Annotated in this window: 13 protein-coding genes; all 13 read left to right on the top strand. The window is 41.0% G+C overall.

What is annotated here, in order from left to right; genetic code table 11:
• The first annotated feature begins 79 nt into the window (after positions 1 to 79).
• The 13 genes from DUK53_RS13650 (at position 80) to DUK53_RS13710 (ending at position 18,434) form a co-directional block, all read left to right on the top strand.
• A complete protein-coding gene (locus tag DUK53_RS13650) occupies positions 80 to 5,647 on the top strand; it encodes a toxin Cry1Ac domain D-VI-related protein (protein ID WP_036129769.1) in 5,568 nt (1,855 codons plus the stop codon).
• A gap of 247 nt (positions 5,648 to 5,894) precedes the next feature.
• Positions 5,895 to 6,392, top strand: coding sequence for a DUF4352 domain-containing protein (locus DUK53_RS13655; protein WP_036129771.1), 498 nt, complete (start codon positions 5,895 to 5,897; stop codon positions 6,390 to 6,392).
• Between the two features lie 2 nt (positions 6,393 to 6,394).
• Positions 6,395 to 7,063 carry a YveK family protein gene (locus DUK53_RS13660; RefSeq protein WP_036095043.1) on the top strand — a complete coding sequence of 223 codons (669 nt, stop codon included), beginning with the start codon at positions 6,395 to 6,397 and terminating at the stop codon, positions 7,061 to 7,063.
• Positions 7,064 to 7,076: 13 nt separating this feature from the next.
• Positions 7,077 to 7,763 carry a CpsD/CapB family tyrosine-protein kinase gene (locus DUK53_RS13665; RefSeq protein WP_036095046.1) on the top strand — a complete coding sequence of 229 codons (687 nt, stop codon included), beginning with the start codon at positions 7,077 to 7,079 and terminating at the stop codon, positions 7,761 to 7,763.
• 21 nt (positions 7,764 to 7,784) lie between these two features.
• Positions 7,785 to 9,227, top strand: a complete 1,443-nt coding sequence (locus DUK53_RS13670; RefSeq protein WP_052164772.1) for a polysaccharide biosynthesis protein — start codon at positions 7,785 to 7,787, stop codon at positions 9,225 to 9,227.
• 12 nt (positions 9,228 to 9,239) lie between these two features.
• A complete protein-coding gene (locus DUK53_RS13675) occupies positions 9,240 to 10,427 on the top strand; it encodes a glycosyltransferase (protein ID WP_052164773.1) in 1,188 nt (395 codons plus the stop codon).
• Positions 10,428 to 10,429: 2 nt separating this feature from the next.
• Positions 10,430 to 11,701 (top strand): nucleotide sugar dehydrogenase, encoded by a 1,272-nt coding sequence (locus tag DUK53_RS13680; protein WP_036095048.1) that lies wholly within the window; start codon positions 10,430 to 10,432, stop codon positions 11,699 to 11,701.
• Position 11,702: 1 nt separating this feature from the next.
• A complete protein-coding gene (locus DUK53_RS13685) occupies positions 11,703 to 12,866 on the top strand; it encodes a glycosyltransferase family 4 protein (RefSeq protein WP_052164774.1) in 1,164 nt (387 codons plus the stop codon).
• On the top strand, positions 12,844 to 13,452 hold the full coding sequence (locus DUK53_RS13690) for a sugar transferase (protein WP_036095049.1): 609 nt from the start codon (positions 12,844 to 12,846) through the stop codon (positions 13,450 to 13,452). Before DUK53_RS13685 ends, DUK53_RS13690 begins: the two co-directional genes overlap by 23 nt.
• Positions 13,445 to 14,587, top strand: a complete 1,143-nt coding sequence (locus tag DUK53_RS13695) for a DegT/DnrJ/EryC1/StrS family aminotransferase (RefSeq protein WP_036095050.1) — start codon at positions 13,445 to 13,447, stop codon at positions 14,585 to 14,587. The genes DUK53_RS13690 and DUK53_RS13695 overlap by 8 nt, the downstream gene beginning before the upstream one ends.
• A gap of 22 nt (positions 14,588 to 14,609) precedes the next feature.
• Entirely contained in the window at positions 14,610 to 16,040 is a 1,431-nt protein-coding gene (locus tag DUK53_RS13700; protein WP_036095051.1) for a hypothetical protein, read from the top strand.
• Positions 16,033 to 16,560, top strand: a complete 528-nt coding sequence (locus DUK53_RS13705) for an acyltransferase (RefSeq protein ID WP_052164775.1) — start codon at positions 16,033 to 16,035, stop codon at positions 16,558 to 16,560. The genes DUK53_RS13700 and DUK53_RS13705 overlap by 8 nt, the downstream gene beginning before the upstream one ends.
• Positions 16,557 to 18,434, top strand: coding sequence for a NeuD/PglB/VioB family sugar acetyltransferase (locus DUK53_RS13710; protein WP_052164776.1), 1,878 nt, complete (start codon positions 16,557 to 16,559; stop codon positions 18,432 to 18,434). The genes DUK53_RS13705 and DUK53_RS13710 overlap by 4 nt, the downstream gene beginning before the upstream one ends.
• Positions 18,435 to 18,454 lie beyond the last annotated feature (20 nt).

The following is an 18,454-nucleotide window of genomic DNA, read 5'->3' on the forward strand; positions in this document are numbered from 1 at the left end:
AAAAACTTAAATTCAGAGTTAGAAAGGATAAGAGGCTAGCAAAATCAGGTGAACAAAATACAAATCTAAGGAGATAAACATGCAACAATCAACCAAAAAAAATTACAAAAGTAAGATTATTAAAATCACAGCTGCTACAGCAATTACCTTATCTAGTTTAGCATCTCTACCATATAACCTAATGACAACTGAGGCTATGATGGCAAGTGCAGCAGAGTTAACGAAATCAGTAGATGTAGCAACGTTTGCCCAATTTAAAACAGCTTTAGAGGATGCAACAGTTACAGATATTCAGCTGAAAAATAGTCTCACATTGACAGCATCTATTACAACAACAAAAGGGGCTATCAAAAATATCCATGGTAACGGTAATTTGATAGACTTAAAAGGCTATAAAGTACTTTTAGCAGATGGTGCTTCAGGTTTAGTAGAAAATGCGACAATTACAAGTGCATCAGGGAATAACTATAGCTTATTTTATTCTGAAAATACAAGCACGAAATTAGTATACCGTGATATTAATCAATCAGGTGGGTACTTGCCACGTATGGCAGGAGAGCTTAGGCTAGAGGGAAATATCACACATTCGACTACTGGTGGAAATAATAGTTTCGAAGGTCGTAACCTAACCATTGCTAGCGGGGCAAACGTCCAATTCACCAACCCAACTTCAGGAGCATATTCTTCTATCGACATGAATGCGACGTACGGACCATCTACGCTTCTCATTGAAAAAGGGGGCTATCTAAATATAGATACAGCTGCTACGACTTGGTCTGGAATATGGTTATACCAAGGTAGTAACATGATTGTTGACGGTACTTTAGATTTGAAAACTAAGTTGCATGGGATAAATGTTCAAAAAGGTGCTGAATCAGCAACAATCACGGTATCTGGAGAAATGAATATCGACTCTCAAGATAAGGCAATTCTTGGTGACATATCCAAACTGGAATTTTTAGAAGGAAGTAAGAGTAAGATTAGTTCAGCCTCTACAACTTGGCCGCTAACTATTGGTACGATGATTTTGCGAGATAATTCAGATGTTGAGATAGAAGCAACTTCAACGGCGGGAAGTCACAGTGCTGTTACGCTTAGTCAAAAACAAAATACACAAGGGTTTACTGCAGAACCAAAAGCTAATTTCTCTATCACTACAAACAATGGGAAAACAGCGATTGATGGATATAGTACAAGCCAAGCAGTTAAAATCCAAAGCGCAACAGGGATTACAACATGGACGGCATCAGATTTAAAATTGAATGCCCCAGGTACACCTTATAATGGTCCATTTACAGCTTCGTATCAAGTGTTAAGCCAAGTGAAAAGTAACCTTACATCTAACAATGCAGATTTCCAAAATAATTTTGATACGAAAACAGCTAGTAAAATTGCATCAGGAAGCTACTCTGTATTAACGAAAGATGTTGAAACATTAGACCAAGCGAAAAAAGCAGTAAATGATCTATTTAAGGGAAGTAACCCAATTAACGATATTACAGATACACTAACGCAAGCTGAAATTGATAATGCGAAAACACTTGTTAATAAAGTAACAGACCAAACGCAAAAAGACGCATTAAACAAGGACATTGTAAAAGCACAACAACAACTAGATCAAAAAAATGCAGCGATACAAGCAGAAAAAGATAAACAAGATGCAGCAACAAAAGCAGTGAAAGAACTATTCACAAATGACGATCCAGCAACAGATACTATTAAAGACGCGACAAATCAAACAGCGATTGATAATGCCCAAAAAGCAATTGATCTTTTAGCGGCAGGTCCGATCAAAACGGAAATGCAAAAAGATCTAAATAGAGCGCAAGAATTATTAAATCAAAAAAATGCAGAAGAAGCAGAAAAAGCTAAGCAAGATGCGGCGAATAAAGCAGTAAAAGAACTTTTCACAAATGATGATCCAGCAACAGATGCTATTAAAACAACAACAGATCAGACAGCAATCAACAACGCGCAAAATGCGATTGATTCGGTAACAGATGAGCCAACAAAAGCAGCGATGCAAAAAGACTTAGACCGAGCACAAGAACTTTTAGATCAAAAAAATGCAGCACAAACGGAAAAAGAAAAGCAAGATGCAGCAACGAAAGTAGTCAAAGAATTATTCACAAATGACGATCCAGCGACAGATGCTATTAAAGATATAACGAAGCAAACAACGATTGACAATGCACAAAAAGCAATCAACCTTTTAGCAGAGGGTCCGTTGAAAGTCTCCTTACAAAAAGATTTGGATCGTGCGCAAGAATTACTAGATGCACGTCAAGCAGCTGCTGATGCAGAGTTAAAACAACAAGGTGCAGCAAAATATGCGGTTAACCAACTATTCCAAAATAACTCACCAGCAACAGATATCATCAAAGATACGACAACACAAGCAAGAATTGATGATGCGCAAGAACAAATTGATTTAGTGACAAATACAGATGTAAAAAAAGCATTACAAAAAGACCTAGATCGTGCACAAGAATTATTGAATGCGAAACAAGCAGCAGAGAAGGCAGTGAATGAATTATTCACGAACAACAGCCCGGCTGGGGATACCATCAAAGATACGACGAATCAAGCAGCGATCGATAAAGCCCAAGAATTGATTCAAGGCCTGCCTGATGGAGATTCAAAAACAGCGCTACAAAAAGATTTAGACCGCGCTCAAGAATTACTAGATCAAAAAACAGCGACACAAGCAGAACAAGCTAAAAAAGATGCAGCAGATAAGGCTGTAAAAGAACTATTTATCAATGATACGCCTGCAAGTGATGCTATCAAAGATACAACAAAACAACAAGCAATCGATAATGCACAAAAAGCGATTGATCTATTAGTAGATGGACCAGCTAAAACAGCTATGCAAAAAGATTTGGATCGTGCACAAGAATTATTAGATGCACGTCAAGCAGCAGCAGATGCCGAGTTAAAACAACAAGGTGCAGCAACGTATGCGGTGGAACAACTATTCCAAGATAACTCACCAATCACAGATGTCATCAAGGATACAACAACACAAGCAAAAATTGACGATGCACAAAAACAAATTGATTTAGTGAAGACAGAAGATGTGAAGAAAGAATTGCAAAAAGACCTAGATCGCGCCCAAGAATTATTGGATATGAAAAAAGCAGTGAATGAACTATTCACAAATGACGATCCAACAAGCGGTAAAATAAAGGATACAGTAGATCAAGCAGCGATTGATAAAGTACAAGATTTAATCAACATTTTACCCGATGGAGACATGAAAACAGCCTTGCAAAGTGACTTAGATCGTGCGCAAGAACTATTAGATCAAAAAACAGCAACACAAGCCGAAAAAGAAAAACAAGACGCGGCAACTAAAGCTGTAAAAGAATTATTCACAAGTAATGACCCAACAACTAATGCTATCAAAGATCCAACGAATCAAGCAGCGATTGACAAAGCTCAAGATGCGATTAATACTTTAGCTGATGGCACTGTAAAAACAGCATTACAAAAAGATTTAGATAAAGCGCAAGAGTTACTGGACCAACGTAATGCAGCACAAACAGAACAACAAAAACAAGATGCGGCAAATCAAGCGGTGAAAGAACTATTCACTAATAATGATCCTGCAAGTGATACCATCAAAGATACTACAAAACAACAATCGATTGATAATGCACAAAAAACAATTGATATTTTAGCAGAAGGTCCAACCAAAGTAGCATTACAAAAAGAGTTAGACCGTGCCCAAGAATTACTAGATGCACGTCAAGCGGCAGAAGAAGCAGAGTTAAGGCAACAAGGTGCAGCGAAATATGCTGTAAATCAATTATTCCAAAATAATACACCAGCATCAGATGCTATCAAAGATACGACAACACAAGCAAAAATTGATGATGCACAAGCAGAAATTAATGCAGTGAAGGATGCAACAATTAAAGCAGCTCTCCAAAAAGATTTAGACAGAGCACAAGAACTACTGAACGCTAAGCAAGCAGGGGATAAAGCTATCCAAGATGCAGCTGAAAAAGCAGTGAAGGAATTGTTTAGCAATGACAATCCAGCAAGCAATGCCATCAAAGACACGACAAATCAAGCAGCAATTGACAGCGCAAGAGCAGCGGTACAAAAAGTCACAGATCCGGCGAAAAAAGCAGCATTGACAGCCGATTTGGACAAAGCTCAAAACTTATTAGATGCTAAAAAAGCAGCACAAGACGCAGCAGATAAAGCAGTGAACGAATTGTTCAACAATAATAATCCAGCAAACACAATCAAAGATGCGACAAATCAAAAAGCAATTGATGATGCCAAGACAGCAATCGAAAAAGTCACAGATGCAGATAAGAAAGCAGCCCTACAAAAAGATTTAGATAAAGCACAACAACAGCTAAATGATCGCAACACGATTATACTTGCTATCCCACAATTGAACCCAATGACAGAGGCAGACACAGTATTTAGCGGTAAATTAGATGTTTCGCAATACAATCCTGGAACGATTCGTATTTATATCAATAATGCACCGGCCACAGTTGTGGCGGTTGACGCTAACGGTAACTTCTCATATAACATTGGAAACCGTAAAGCTGGTGATGTTATCGGCGTAGATTACAAAGATCGTACTGGTCAATACAATGCCAATACAAAAACATCGATTACGGTAACACCAATAACTAGCAACGTAACTATCAACAAAATGACAGAAAATGATGACACAGTTACTGGTAAAGTAGCACCAAATGCAAAAGTAAGATATGTTGTCAATGGTCAAGCAGTAAATGTTGGTTATGCAGATGCAAACGGTAATTACTCGATGTATATTGGCAAACAAAAAGTAGGAACAGTTGTCGGTGTAGAAGTATTTGACCCAGCAACAAATAAATACAAAGCTGCAGTAACAACAACCGTACTAGCAGTGAATGTTACGATTCAACCAATGACAAACGCAAATGACACGGTAACAGGAACAGCCCCTGCGAATGCAAAACTAAGGTTCTTAATCAACGGTGTAGCAGTAAACGTAGGAACAGCCGATGCGAGTGGTAACTACAGCAAATATGTAGGAACACAACTTGTAGGAACAATGGTAGCGGTAGAAATGCTGAACCCTGAAACAGGAAAATACGAACTTGCGAAAACAATCACTGTAACAGGAGCGCCAAAAAGCACGGAATATACAGTGAACGAATTGACAACAGACGGCGATACTCTTACAGGTAAAGCCCCAGCAGGAGCAAAACTAAGATTCTCTATCAACGGTAACCTAGTTAGCGTTATCACAGCAGACGCATCAGGAAATTACAGCAAATTTATTGGTAAACAAAAAGCCGGCGCAGTCGTTAGCGTAGAGCTTTTAAATGAAAACACAAACCAATATACAGCACCAAAATCAGTAACAGTTACAACTGGAACAGGTAATGCAACATTGGCACCAGTCATCAATACAATCACAGAAGGTCAAGGCGTAGTTACCGGTACAGTTCCAACGAGCATCGTACAAGTCAGAGTATGGGTAAACGACGTTGCACAAACAATTGTATCTGCAACAAACGGTAACTTCACATGGACTAAAGCAAATCTAAAAGCCGGCGATACAGTCAAAGTAGATTATAAAGATGCCACTCAAACTTGGATTTCTGCAGAAAAAGTTGTAACAAAATAATAAAAAACGAGCTGGGACAGGAAAACAGTTTTCCGTCCCAGTATATGAAATCAGTAACATAACAGAATGGCGGATGTTGAAGCCAAATCTGATTTCTAATCCATTCTCAAAAATGGTTTAATAGAGTTAACAGCAAGAACAACAAATCAGTCAATACAGCAAAAGTTTTAACAAATAATAAAAAACGAGCTAGGACGGGAAACACAGTTTTTCCGTCCTAGTATATAAAAATAAGCGAGGTAATAGAATGAAAAAATTAGCAATCGGACTCGTAGCAGTAATTGGCCTCACATCGGCACTTACAGGATGTGGAAATCCATCATCAGAAAAAGACCAAACAGAAACAAAACAAGTAGCACAACAAGAAACAGTAAAAGCAACAGACCAAAAAACATTCAAACTAGGCGATCATGTAGATTTTCTAGGACTGATTGTTACATTTGAAAAAGCCACCTATTTAGAAAATGACAAAGGCGTCAAAAATAGTGTGATGAAAATAGATATGAAAGTAGAAAATAAATCCGCTGCATCACGTGGCTTTACAACAATCGATATGGAGATTAAAGACAGCAAAGGCAAGAAATTAGCGATTTATCCAGGCGAGAACCTAGGTGAGAAAATCAAACCAGGCAAGTCCATCAGCGGTTCAGGCTATTTCACAGTGAACGGCAATGCACCATACACAATCACCTACAAAGACCAAGACTCAGATAAAAAGGCTTCATGGAAAGTGGAGGTTAAATAGCATTGGAGCAAAAAACAATTGAACTAGCCGACTTTTTATACGTGTTAAAAAAATGGTTCTGGCTCATCATTATCCTATGTATCGTTGGTGCAATGAGCGGATTTGTTATTTCAAAAGAGTTTATGACCCCAATCTATGAATCTCAATCACAATTAGTTATTAAGCAAGAACAACCCAAAAATAACACGACTACAACGTCAGAAACACAGAGTAACATCCAGCTCGTCAACACCTACAAAATCATCCTAGTAAGTCCAACTGTGCTAGAGACGGTAATCAAAAATTTAGACTTACCAGAAACAACAGCGCAACTAGCAAAACAAATATTAATCGAGAACTCGAAAGACTCTCAAGTGCTTACTGTCAACGTATTAAATGCAGATCGTGAACTAGCAAAACAAATAAATCAACAACTGATCCAAGCAGCAACGAAAGAATCCGATAAAATCATGTCCGCCAATAATATCCGAGTTTTGACCAAACCAACTGAGAATATGTCGCCGGTTAAGCCGAATAAAACATTGGTGATTGGCGTGGGATTCATTGTCGGGCTCCTCGTAGCTATCTCGATTATTGTTATCAAAGAAACGATGAGACAGCATATCAGAGATGAAAAAGAGCTGCGAGCGATTATTAAAGCCACCCATTTAGGCAATATAAATCAATTTTGATAGGAGAAAATGTATGCTATCACTATCTCGGAAAAAAAATAAACCACCAGTGAATCGACTAGCCCAGTTGGGAGGAAATAAGTCAGTCAATGAACAGTTTCGCATTATTAGAACGAATATCGAGTTCGTCTCCATGGGACAAAATAACGTGTACCTTATCACATCAAGCATTCCCGGAGAAGGTAAGTCCACGATAACATCGAACATCGCGATGACTTTTGGTCAGCAAAATAAGAAGGTATTACTGATTGACGGCGATATGAGACGACCGACACAAGACAAGCTATTTCGCAGGTTAAACAATGTCGGATTGAGTACATTGCTTGCCAACCAACACACATTGGAAGAAGCGATTCAACCGATTGAAGAATACAACATCGACTTTTTACCAAGTGGCCCCGTTCCACCTAATCCCGCTGAATTACTTTCCTCGACTAAACTTGAAAAACTACTGGAAGAATGCAAACAGAAATACGATCTCATTTTCATTGACAGTCCGCCACTGATTGATATTGCCGATGGACCAATTTTAGCGAGTAAGGTAGATGGAACTTTTCTTATCGTACGAGCATACAAGACATATAAAGCGGAGATTCAGAAAAGTGTACAAATACTAGAACAATCTAATAGTAAAGTCATGGGATATATTCTAAACGATGTGAAAAAACAAGGCCAGGGCAAAAACTATTATGTCTATTAAATGATAAGGATGCGTTTATAAATGGAACAGACTAATTTTCAACAAGTAAAAAATACGTTAATACTAGGTGCTGGCGACACGGGTCATATTATTGCTAAGAAAATCATGAAAGAACAAGAGGGAACATTTAAAATACTTGGTTTTCTAGATGATGCAAAAGAGAAACAAGACGTTAGCCTAGCTGGTGTTTCAGTTATCGGAACTTTAGCAGACTTACAACGGTTGATCAAGCTATATGATATAAAGCTAGTTATTGTCGCTATTACGAACATGGATCGAATCGCTTTTACAAGAATAGAGAGCCTTTGTAAACTTGCTGACGTAGAGTTGAGACGAATTCCATGCATTGAAGACTTACTTTTAAAAAATGAGCCGCTCATCAATTTAGCAGATATTCCAACACAATCTTTATTAAATCGTGAACCAATTCAGTTAAATGATGCGGCTATCAAACAGCAATTGCATCAGCAAACGGTATTAATCACAGGTGCTGGAGGTTCCATCGGTTCGGAGATGTGTCGCCAGCTTTTGAAATATGAACCGAAGTCACTGATACTGCTTGGTCATGGTGAGAATAGTATTTATCTGATTGAGCAAGAGTTGCGTGAAAAGGCTGGGAATACAACGCTTATCCCGGTTATCGCGGATATTAAAAATCGCCAACAAATGCATGAAATCGTGGGAGAATACGCTCCGAATGCGATCTATCACGCGGCAGCGCACAAACACGTAACATTGATGGAGACAAATCCACATGAAGCGATTAGCAACAACGTGATTGGAACAAGAAACATTAGTGAAGCGGCGGATCGATTCGGCGTACAATCGTTTGTGATGATTTCATCGGATAAAGCAGTCAACCCAACAGGCGTAATGGGTGCATCCAAACGAATGTGTGAAATGATCATCCAAGAATTCGCACAAAAAAGCGCTACAAAATTCTCGGCGGTCCGTTTTGGAAATGTACTCGGTAGTCGCGGCAGTGTTGTCCCAATGTTCAAAAAACAAATCGCTAAAGGTGGTCCGGTGACGGTAACCGATCCGCAGATGACACGATTCTTCATGACGATTCCCGAAGCGGCGAGCCTCGTTTTACAATCTGGTGTTTTCTCACAAGGCGGCGAAATCTTTGTTTTAGATATGGGTGAGGAAGTCAAAATTCTAGATTTAGCGAAAAATATCATCCGATTATCGGGCTATTCCTTAGATGACATTGAAATTAAATTCACTGGTTTACGCCCAGGCGAGAAACTATATGAAGAATTATTGCTAGAGAATGAACTGGAGCCTCAACAAATATATCCTAAAATCTACGTTGGTAAGACAAAATTTGTGAGTTTTGAAACGTTGCATAGAATTTTAGAAAACAACGACAAGTGGACAAAAGAGGAACTGCGCAAAGAGATGTTGGCGCTAGCGAATAGTAAACAGGTAACGCAAGAAAAAAATAATTTAAAAGTCTAGGTGGTGAGTCGTTTGAACTGGTTGTTTGCACACGATAATCGATTCTTGGAAGCGGAAGATGGGCAAGTATACTCGGAAGTGGCCTTCTCGTATAGCAATTGGGAACGCTATGTGGCGCATGTGGATCAGCTCACTGTCATGGCGCGCATGGAGTCGTTGGGGGATTTGGATACGAAGTTTTTAAATCTTTCAAGTGGAGAAAAAGTCGTGTTTGAAGGCATGCCAAATCCATATGGAATGAGGGCTTTTACGCCATTTCCACGAGGATACAAAGCGATACTCGCGGCGGTTGAAAAAGCGGATGGCGTCATCGCTCGCTTACCTTCAGAAATCGGCTATATGGCAGTCAAAGCAGCTCGGAAAACGAAGACGCCTTACTGTATCGAAGTCGTTGGCGATGCTTATAACGCCATGGCGACGTACGGCGATTGGAAAGGGAAATTGTACGCTCCTTTTGCAGAACGGAAAATGAAGCGAAGCATTAGCAAATCCCAACATACGCTTTACATCACGGACAGACACTTACAAGAACGTTACCCGACGAAGGCTCAAAGCGTCTCTTGTTCCAATGTAGAACTTTCCAAACTAGCAATAGAAACAATCGAGCGACGCCAAGCAAGAAATGCGAAGCCAGCAGAAAAACTGATTATCGGCATGAATGGTTCGTTATCTTCGCCTTACAAAGGTTTTGAAACTGCTTTCCAAGCGCTTGCAAGTATTCAAGCGGGCTTACCGCCGTTCGAGTTTCGCATTTTAGGGCGTGGATCGAAAGAAGATTGGCTTGAAACGATTGAGCAACTAGGTTTAACAGAACACGTCGTTTTTTCAGGAACATTACCACATCAAGCCGTCTACGAATGGCTGGATGATATCGATATTTTCCTGATGCCCAGCAAAACGGAAGGGCAAGGAAGAGCTTTAATCGAAGCCTTATCAAGAGGTTGCAGTTGCTTAGGGTCGAACGTTGGCGGCATTCCAGAACTCATCACCGAAGAACAACTACACGAGCCGAATGACACGGCTGGACTAGCGGATAAATTAGTCGAACTTGCAAACAATCGAGAACAGCGACAGCGATACGCCAAGTTGGCTTTTGAACGAGCAGCAGTTTTTCAGAGAGAACGATTACAAGACATCAGACAACAATTCTTTCAGGATTTTAAAAACACCATACACAACAAACGAAATGAGGAATTATAATAATGGCTAGGAAAATTGCAGTCGTAGGTCTCGGCTATGTTGGCTTACCAGTAGCAGTCGCCTTCGGACAAAAGGAAAGCGTCGTCGGATTCGATATTAATCAAGGGCGCATCCAAGCACTTCAAAATAATATCGATACGACAAAAGAAGTAACCACAGAAAACCTGAAAAAAGCAAAGATTGATTTTACGTCAGATGCAACAAAATTACAGGACTGCGATTTTATTATTGTCGCTGTACCAACACCGATTACCAACGATAAACAACCGAATTTAGCGCCGTTAATCAGCGTCTCCCAGACCATTGGCGAGAACCTAACGGAAGGAACGATTGTCGTGTATGAATCTACGGTATACCCAGGTGTGACCGAAGAAGAATGTGTGCCAGTCCTCGAAAAATACTCCCAATTAAAAGCTGGTCAAGGCTTTTATGTAGGCTATTCCCCAGAGCGAATTAACCCCGGTGATAAGAAAAACACCTTTTCCTCTATTAACAAAATTGTATCTGGCCAAACAGAACCGATAACAGAAATTATTTATGAGACGTATAAGTCCGTGATTCAAGCGGATGTCTATAAAGCAAGCAGCATCAAGGTAGCAGAAGCCGCTAAAGTGATTGAGAATACGCAACGAGATTTAAATATCGCACTCATGAACGAATTTGCGATGATATTTGATCGGTTAGATATTGATACATCCGAAGTGTTAGCCGCAGCGAAAACAAAATGGAATTTCCTGCCCTTTGCACCAGGTCTTGTTGGTGGGCATTGTATCAGCGTTGATCCTTATTATTTAACACACAAAGCGCAGATGCTTGGCTACGATCCACATATGATTTTAGCCGGTCGCCGAATTAATGACGGCATGAGCCACTTTATCGTGTCTGCTCTCATCAAAAAAATGATTGCCGCGGACTTACCGATTAAAAATAGCGTAGTTACGATTCTAGGCGTGACTTTTAAAGAGAATGTTCCTGATATGAGAAACTCCAAAGTGATGGATATTATCGCTGAATTAAAGCAATTTGGCATCGAGGTACAACTTTCAGATACCGTATTGGCAGCGGAAGGAACGAAGCTTGAGGATGAACTCGTACCATTTGCGGAGTTGAAGCCAAGCCACGCGGTGATTATGGCGGTACCACACGCAGATTTCCTGACAACAGGTTGGGAAGGGTTAGCAGATTTAGTCGCGCCAGGCGGGATTTTCATGGATGTGAAAGGTGCGTTAAATAGCGCGGAAAAACCAAGTCATATCGACTACTGGAGACTATAATATGACCAAATTACTCATGGGCGTGACGTCATCGATCAGCCTACAACTTCTCCGAGGACAGCTAGAATACTTTAGCAACCGTGGTTACGACGTGCATCTGATTTGCTCGCCAAGTGGAGAGATAGATCAGATGCTACCGGAGAATATCACCGTGCACAACGTAAGCATGACGCGCGAAATATCACCATTTTCCGATCTACTGTCGTTGCTCCGAATTATCATGATTTATTTAAAAGTGAGGCCAGACATCACCAACGTATCCACGCCAAAAGCCAGCTTACTTTGCATGATAGCGGCATTTCTAACACGTACGCCGACACGCATTTACTCGGTAATTGGACTAAGATTTGAAACGTGTACAGGAAAAAAACGAAAACTACTACACTTCATTGAAAAATTAGTATGTAAACTAAGCACGACATGTCTCGCGGTCAGCCCTAGCTTGAAGGAAGTTTTGGTAGAAGAACGACTAGCACCGCGAGAGAAAATTCACGTGTTGGGTTCGGGGAGCTATAACGGCCTAGACCTAGCGGAATTCGAGTTAGACGCAGCGGAAGTTGAGCGTTTGAAGAAGCAATACGTGCCGGATAATCAGCGCAAGGTCATTGGTTATGTGGGACGGTTGACGAAAGATAAAGGCATCGATGATTTGGTGGCCGCGTTTACGGAACTTTCTGCGGAACACACGAATCTCACGCTACTCTTGGTTGGTGATTTTGAAGCGGGTGATATGGTTTCACTGCTAACGCAAAAGCGAATCGAGGAAAATCCACATATCGTAAAAACCGGTTTTGTCCCTAAAACGGCTTCCTATTATCGCCTGATGGACGTGTTTATTTTACCGACGTATCGTGAGGGCTTCGGAAATGTTATTTTAGAGGCGGCTGCGGCGAATGTGCCTGTTGTTACAACGAATGTGACGGGGGCAAAAGATGCGATTATTCCGAATGAAACGGGGCTACTAATCGAGGCGGGGCATGTAGCGGGTATGAAAAAAGCGCTGATGACCCTACTGGAAGATAACGAGCTGGCCGAGAAGCTTAGCAAAAACGGGCGCATGCGAGTTGGTCGGGAATTTAGATCGGAAATTATTTGGCAAGAGTTAGATAAGGTCTACAGAGAAACGGAGGTCGATAAGCAAGATGTATACGAAATGGAAAAATAGTACGGATCGGTGCCTAGCCATCGTGATGCTATTGTTACTATCGCCATTGTTACTAGTTATCGCCCTACTCGTATGGGTGAAATTAGACAGGAAAATCATCTTTTCGCAAGAACGCGTAGGTTTGCACGAAAAGATTTTCAACATATATAAGTTTAAAACGATGACAGATGAGCGGGACGCAGAAGGTAAATTGCTACCAGATAACGAACGACTTCATGCCTTTGGGAACGCATTACGGAAGCTGAGTTTGGACGAGTTGCCACAATTAATTAATGTAATCAAGGGCGACATGAATTTTATCGGACCACGACCATTGCTAAAAGAATACCTCGCTTTTTACTCAGAGGAAGAGAAGAAACGTCACAACACGAAGCCTGGTCTCAGTGGTTGGGCACAAGTGAACGGGCGCAATAGCATCAGCTGGCAGGAGAAATTTCAATTAGACCTCTATTATGTCGAAAATCAGTCGCTGAAATTAGATATGCTCATCTACAAAAAAACGATTTTGAAAGTGGTTCGTCGAGAAAATGTGAATACGTCAGAGCAAGTGACGATGGAAAGGTTGGACGAGATTAAACATGCTTAAAACAAAGAAGATGATTCCGTTAGCAGTACCTCACATGAGTGGTATGGAAGAGAAATATATTCAGAAGGCTTTTCAGGAAAATTGGATTGCGCCATTGGGCTCGAATGTAGACGGATTTGAAGCAAGTATCGCATCGTATAATCACGTTTCGGATGCAGCGGTTGTTTCTTCTGGAACGGCGGCTATTCATTTAGCGCTTCAACTTTTAAATGTTGGTGCCGGCGATACGGTATTTTGCTCCACATTTACGTTTGTTGCTAGCATCAACCCAGCGTTGTATCTTGGCGCGAAACCAGTATTTATCGATTCGGAGGAAGAGACTTGGTGCATGTCCCCATTTGCTCTCAAAGCCGCATTAGAAGACGCGCGACAAAAGAACCGACTACCAAAAGCAATCATCGTTGTGCATATTTATGGACAGTCCGCGAAAATGGATGAAATCATCGCTTTGGCTAACGAATACGGGGTTCCAATCGTAGAAGATGCCGCGGAAGCACTTGGAGGTACGTATCGAAATGCCCCACTTGGAACGCTTGGCGACCTCGGTATTTTCTCTTTTAATGGGAATAAAATCATTACGACATCGGGTGGCGGTGCTTTAGTGGCTAAGCAACCTGAGAAAATCGCAGAAGCCCGCTTTTTAGCTAGCCAGTCTAAAGAGGACGCACCGTACTATTTACATCACCAAGTTGGTTATAATTATCGCTTGAGCAACGTGCTTGCTGGGATTGGTATCGCGCAAATGGACGTTTTGAATGACCGGGTGGCTAAAAAACAGGAGATATTTGCAGCGTATGAAGCGGGATTAGCGGATGTTCCGGGCTCAGTGATGATGCCGGAATTGGATGTTGCAACAGGAAATCGGTGGCTTTCGACCATGACTTTTGATACGGATGGGAAAACACCGGAAGACGTGATGGAATTATTGAAGGCGCAAGGGATTGATAGTCGTTTATTGTGGAAGCCAATGCATCAACAACCACTTTTCCAAGATGCGCCGTTTTATGCGGATGAAGCAGGAGATGTGGCGACAAAATTGTTCGAAACGGGGTTATGTTTGCCATCTAGCACGCAGATGACGCAAGAAGAACAGGAATACGTGATTGACGCAGTAAAAAAAATTCTCAGCAAATAATTTGAAGGATGTATGAATAAATATGCCAATAAAAATTCCTAAACAATTCTACGTTATAGCAGTAAATGTAATCATGTTAGCCATTGGTGTTTTTGTGACTTTCTATGTGGCAGGTAATACCAATGCGAGTGGCTATAATCGACTCTATTTATTACCATTGACGTTTACGGTCAGCTTCTTGTTCGTCTTTTCGCGAATCTTATTTCAGCGGTTCAAAGTATTTATCATTGTCTTTACTGGTATTGGATTTGCTAGGTTTGTCGTGTTGCCTTATTTTATCGTATTTAATGATTATTATGGAGGCAGATCACCAGAACCACCGCTTGCAGGCTCGATGGAAACTGCGATTTATTTAATGGTGTATGAGCTGATTGTCGTGACGATTGTCATTGGGATACTTGATTACTTTCAAAATAAGAAATACAAGCCGAGAAATACGCAGCAACCTTTTGATGAAACGAAAAGTTATTTTGGTTATGTGGTATTTATCGTCGTGGCTATTGTGGCAGCGCTAGGGATACCGAATGTCATTTCATCGATTAGTTTCTTTATTCCAAAACCAGATTTGGTGGATGTGATGGAAGGCAGTAATGTGATGGTCATGCTTGGCGGTTATATGTTTATTTTAGCGAAGCAACTTGTGTTCATTATGGTTACGTGGTGGGCGCATAAGAGGCACCGGGCAACGAGTCAGTTACTCTATGTGTGGATTGCGATAGGTGCTTTATTTGCTAATATTGGAATATTTATCGGTACGAATCGTTCAGATATTGTGTTAGTTGCGATTGTTAGTTTAGTGACATTTCGATTGTTGTTTCCGAAGTATTTTAAACTCGTTGTGCTACTTGTCGTCGGGATGCTCGTTGGAATTCTCTTGATTATGAGTACGGTGCGAAATATTGCATCGATATCTGGCGGTACGAGCGGGATTACGGATTTCACGGATAATTTGCAAGTGTATTTTGGTGGGCCGTATAATGTGGCGATGGCGCTTGAAACGAAACTGATTTACCCGGAAGCGCAGAATTGGAGTGTACTATTTTTCGATATTTTCAGGCCGATGATTGGGGTCAATATGTTGGTGAAAGATTTGCCGTTTGAGTATTCGAATATTTTCTTTAATCAACGCTATTTTTATTCGGATCATGCGACGCAAATTTTGCCGATGATTGGTCAGGGAAACCTGTTTTTCGGATATCTTTTGTCACCGTTGTTATCTGTGTTAGTGGTGTGTCTCGCTTATTTCATTCAGTCCAAAATTGATCAAACGCGTTCTATCGAGATGTTCTATTTCCTTACCTTAGTTTGTACGAGAATGGGAATGTTGATGGGACAGAATACGATGAATATTATCAATGATCTCAGTTATAACTTGGCTCTGTTTTTAATCGTGTACTATGTGAATCGCAAAATTGTTTACAAGAAACGTCTAGGAGATGTGCATTATGAATAAGAAAAAATTGTTTTTCCGATATGTGTTACCGATGCATTGCATTCAATTGATTACTGCGCTGATGCCAAATACGGATATTACGACGAAAATTCGTGGTCGGTTGATGCGTCCATTTTTCAAGCAATGTGGGTCTAATTTTCGGGTTGGGGCGCGGGTTATTATTAATCGTCCGGATTTGATTAGTATTGGGGATAATGTGTATATTGCGCACCAATGTTATTTGAACGGGACGGGCGGTTTGAAGATTGAGCGGAACGTTTCTGTGGGGCCGATGTGCGTGATTGTGACGTCGAAACATGTGTATGAAAATGGTGCGGTTTCGATGGATTCTAAAGCAAGCCGTGTTGTCATTGGAAAAGGTTCGTGGCTCGCGAGTCATGCGGTGATTAATGCTGGTGTTACGGTGGCGGAAGGGACGACTGTTGGAGCGAACGCGGTGGTAACGAAGGATTTTGAACCACATACGGTGCTTGGTGGCGTGCCAGCTCGTGTGATTCGCACGCAGGAAACATCTTTATGAGTTTCGCCGCGCAAATGTTCAATAATGCCTTCTTCCTGACTTTCGTTAAAAAGGGGTTCGTCGTTCTTAACGGGATTATTAGTTTGATGCTGGTGGCTAGATACTTCGGGCCTGCGATGCGCGGGGAATACATGTTTATCGTCAATGTTGTAATTGTGGGAACGACGATTCTGAACTTAGGTATTTCGCTGATTTACCCGCATTTTAGAAAACAAGATAAGCGCGCGAAAAATCTCTTTGTGAGCTATTCTTTTCTGCAGTTTTTTCTGTATTTGATTATTTCTATGCTTATTCTGGTCTTCACGAAAGATGTGATTGTAGGTCTAAGTGCGTTGCTGATTAGTGTGAATGTGTTGAATTTGCAAGTGACACAGATTAATCTCGTGGAAAATTTGAAGCAGCAGTCGATGATTATTATTATTTCGTCGCTTATCAATACGGCATTGATTACCCTCGCTTTTTTTCTGACGAGTGAGAATTTGTATCTGATTTTGATTATTTTCGGATTGAAAAGTTATGTATCGATGGTGTTTTCTTTAGCATCGTTGTGGGATAAGGATTTTAAGTTTACGATTGTTCCGGTTAAATATAAGAAGATGACCGCGCTGGCCTTTCTCCCGTTATTGACTTCTTTCTTGATCGCGATTAACTATCAAGCAGATATTATTATTTTGAAAATGATGTCTGTGGATTTTTATCATATTGGGTTGTATAGTACGGGTGTGGCGCTTGCGGAGTATTCGTGGATGATTCCGGATATTTTTAAAGAGGTTATGTTCCATCATAATGCGCGAAAAGATGATATCAAACGCATGACATTTTCGATTCGATTAGGTTTCACAGCGGTTGTTTCCGTTGCGATTCTGGTCATTGCTTTTGGAAAACCAATATTGGGATTATTATTTGGAGCTGATTTTGTAGCAGCGTACCCGATTGTCGTATGGATGTTTTTGGCGGTTCCTTTTATGGTGTATACGAAAATTATTGGGACGCTGTTTTCGGCAAATGGCGGTTGGCGATTTTACTTCACGACCTTGCTTATTAGCGTGCTACTGAACATCGGCTTGAACGTGGCGCTCATTCCATCGTTTCATATTTATGGTTCTGCGTTTGCTTCGGTGATTTCGTACGCCTTTTGTGGGATGACGATGCTATTTTGGTTTAAACGGAAATATAAAGTGCCGTTTCGCGATGTATTGTTTGTGAAATGGGAAGATATGCAGAAGTTGATGCCATTTTTAGCTAGGAAAAAAGCATCGTCGGTGGAATCGCTCATTATTATTGGCGACGGTGGACATAGTAAAATGGTGCAGAATATTGTTCGGGAGAGTGGGACATATCGGCTGACCGAAGTGTGGGATGATAAGTATCCTGAACCTGTGGCGCGAGACGGGATTCTCTACACTTCATTGGACGAAAAATTGCAGAGCTTGACGCAAATGGATAGCGATGTTGCTTTTTTTGTAGCGATTGGTGATAATGAGATTCGGAAAAAAATCGCTAGAACATTGGCTTTAGCTGGGAAAAAATTCGCGGTGATTGTTCATCCGACTGCGTTTGTCGAAGCAACGGTGGAAATCGGCGAAGGTAGTCTGGTCATGGCTGGATCGATCGTTCAGGCGAATACCGTACTCGGGAAACATGTGATTGTAAATAGTGGCGCTACCGTGGAACATGACATTTCGGTTGGGAATTTTGTTCATTTTGCTCCAGGAAGTGTTGTGACGGGCGGATGTACCGTTGCGGATAACGTGTTGATTGGCGCCGGGAGTGTCGTCGTGCCGAATATCAGCATTGGAGCGAATGTCGTTGTAGGCGCGGGCAGTACATTGACGCGAAATCTCGAAGAACACAGTAGAAAAAAGACCGAATAGTGCGGGAAAAGTAGCCCGTC

Origin of the sequence: Listeria sp. SHR_NRA_18, from assembly GCF_003856515.1 — a bacterium.
Classification (GTDB): domain Bacteria; phylum Bacillota; class Bacilli; order Lactobacillales; family Listeriaceae; genus Listeria_A; species Listeria_A newyorkensis.

Excerpts from the sequence above, each read along its gene's own strand:
- DUK53_RS13650 (WP_036129769.1), top strand. The coding sequence starts at position 80 with ATGCAACAATCAACCAAAAAAAATTACAAAAGTAAGATTATTAAAATC.
- DUK53_RS13655 (WP_036129771.1), top strand. The coding sequence starts at position 5,895 with ATGAAAAAATTAGCAATCGGACTCGTAGCAGTAATTGGCCTCACATCG.
- DUK53_RS13665 (WP_036095046.1), top strand. The coding sequence starts at position 7,077 with ATGCTATCACTATCTCGGAAAAAAAATAAACCACCAGTGAATCGACTA.
- DUK53_RS13670 (WP_052164772.1), top strand. The coding sequence starts at position 7,785 with ATGGAACAGACTAATTTTCAACAAGTAAAAAATACGTTAATACTAGGT.
- DUK53_RS13680 (WP_036095048.1), top strand. The coding sequence starts at position 10,430 with ATGGCTAGGAAAATTGCAGTCGTAGGTCTCGGCTATGTTGGCTTACCA.
- DUK53_RS13685 (WP_052164774.1), top strand. The coding sequence starts at position 11,703 with ATGACCAAATTACTCATGGGCGTGACGTCATCGATCAGCCTACAACTT.
- DUK53_RS13690 (WP_036095049.1), top strand. The coding sequence starts at position 12,844 with ATGTATACGAAATGGAAAAATAGTACGGATCGGTGCCTAGCCATCGTG.
- DUK53_RS13695 (WP_036095050.1), top strand. The coding sequence starts at position 13,445 with ATGCTTAAAACAAAGAAGATGATTCCGTTAGCAGTACCTCACATGAGT.
- DUK53_RS13700 (WP_036095051.1), top strand. The coding sequence starts at position 14,610 with ATGCCAATAAAAATTCCTAAACAATTCTACGTTATAGCAGTAAATGTA.
- DUK53_RS13705 (WP_052164775.1), top strand. The coding sequence starts at position 16,033 with ATGAATAAGAAAAAATTGTTTTTCCGATATGTGTTACCGATGCATTGC.
- DUK53_RS13710 (WP_052164776.1), top strand. The coding sequence starts at position 16,557 with ATGAGTTTCGCCGCGCAAATGTTCAATAATGCCTTCTTCCTGACTTTC.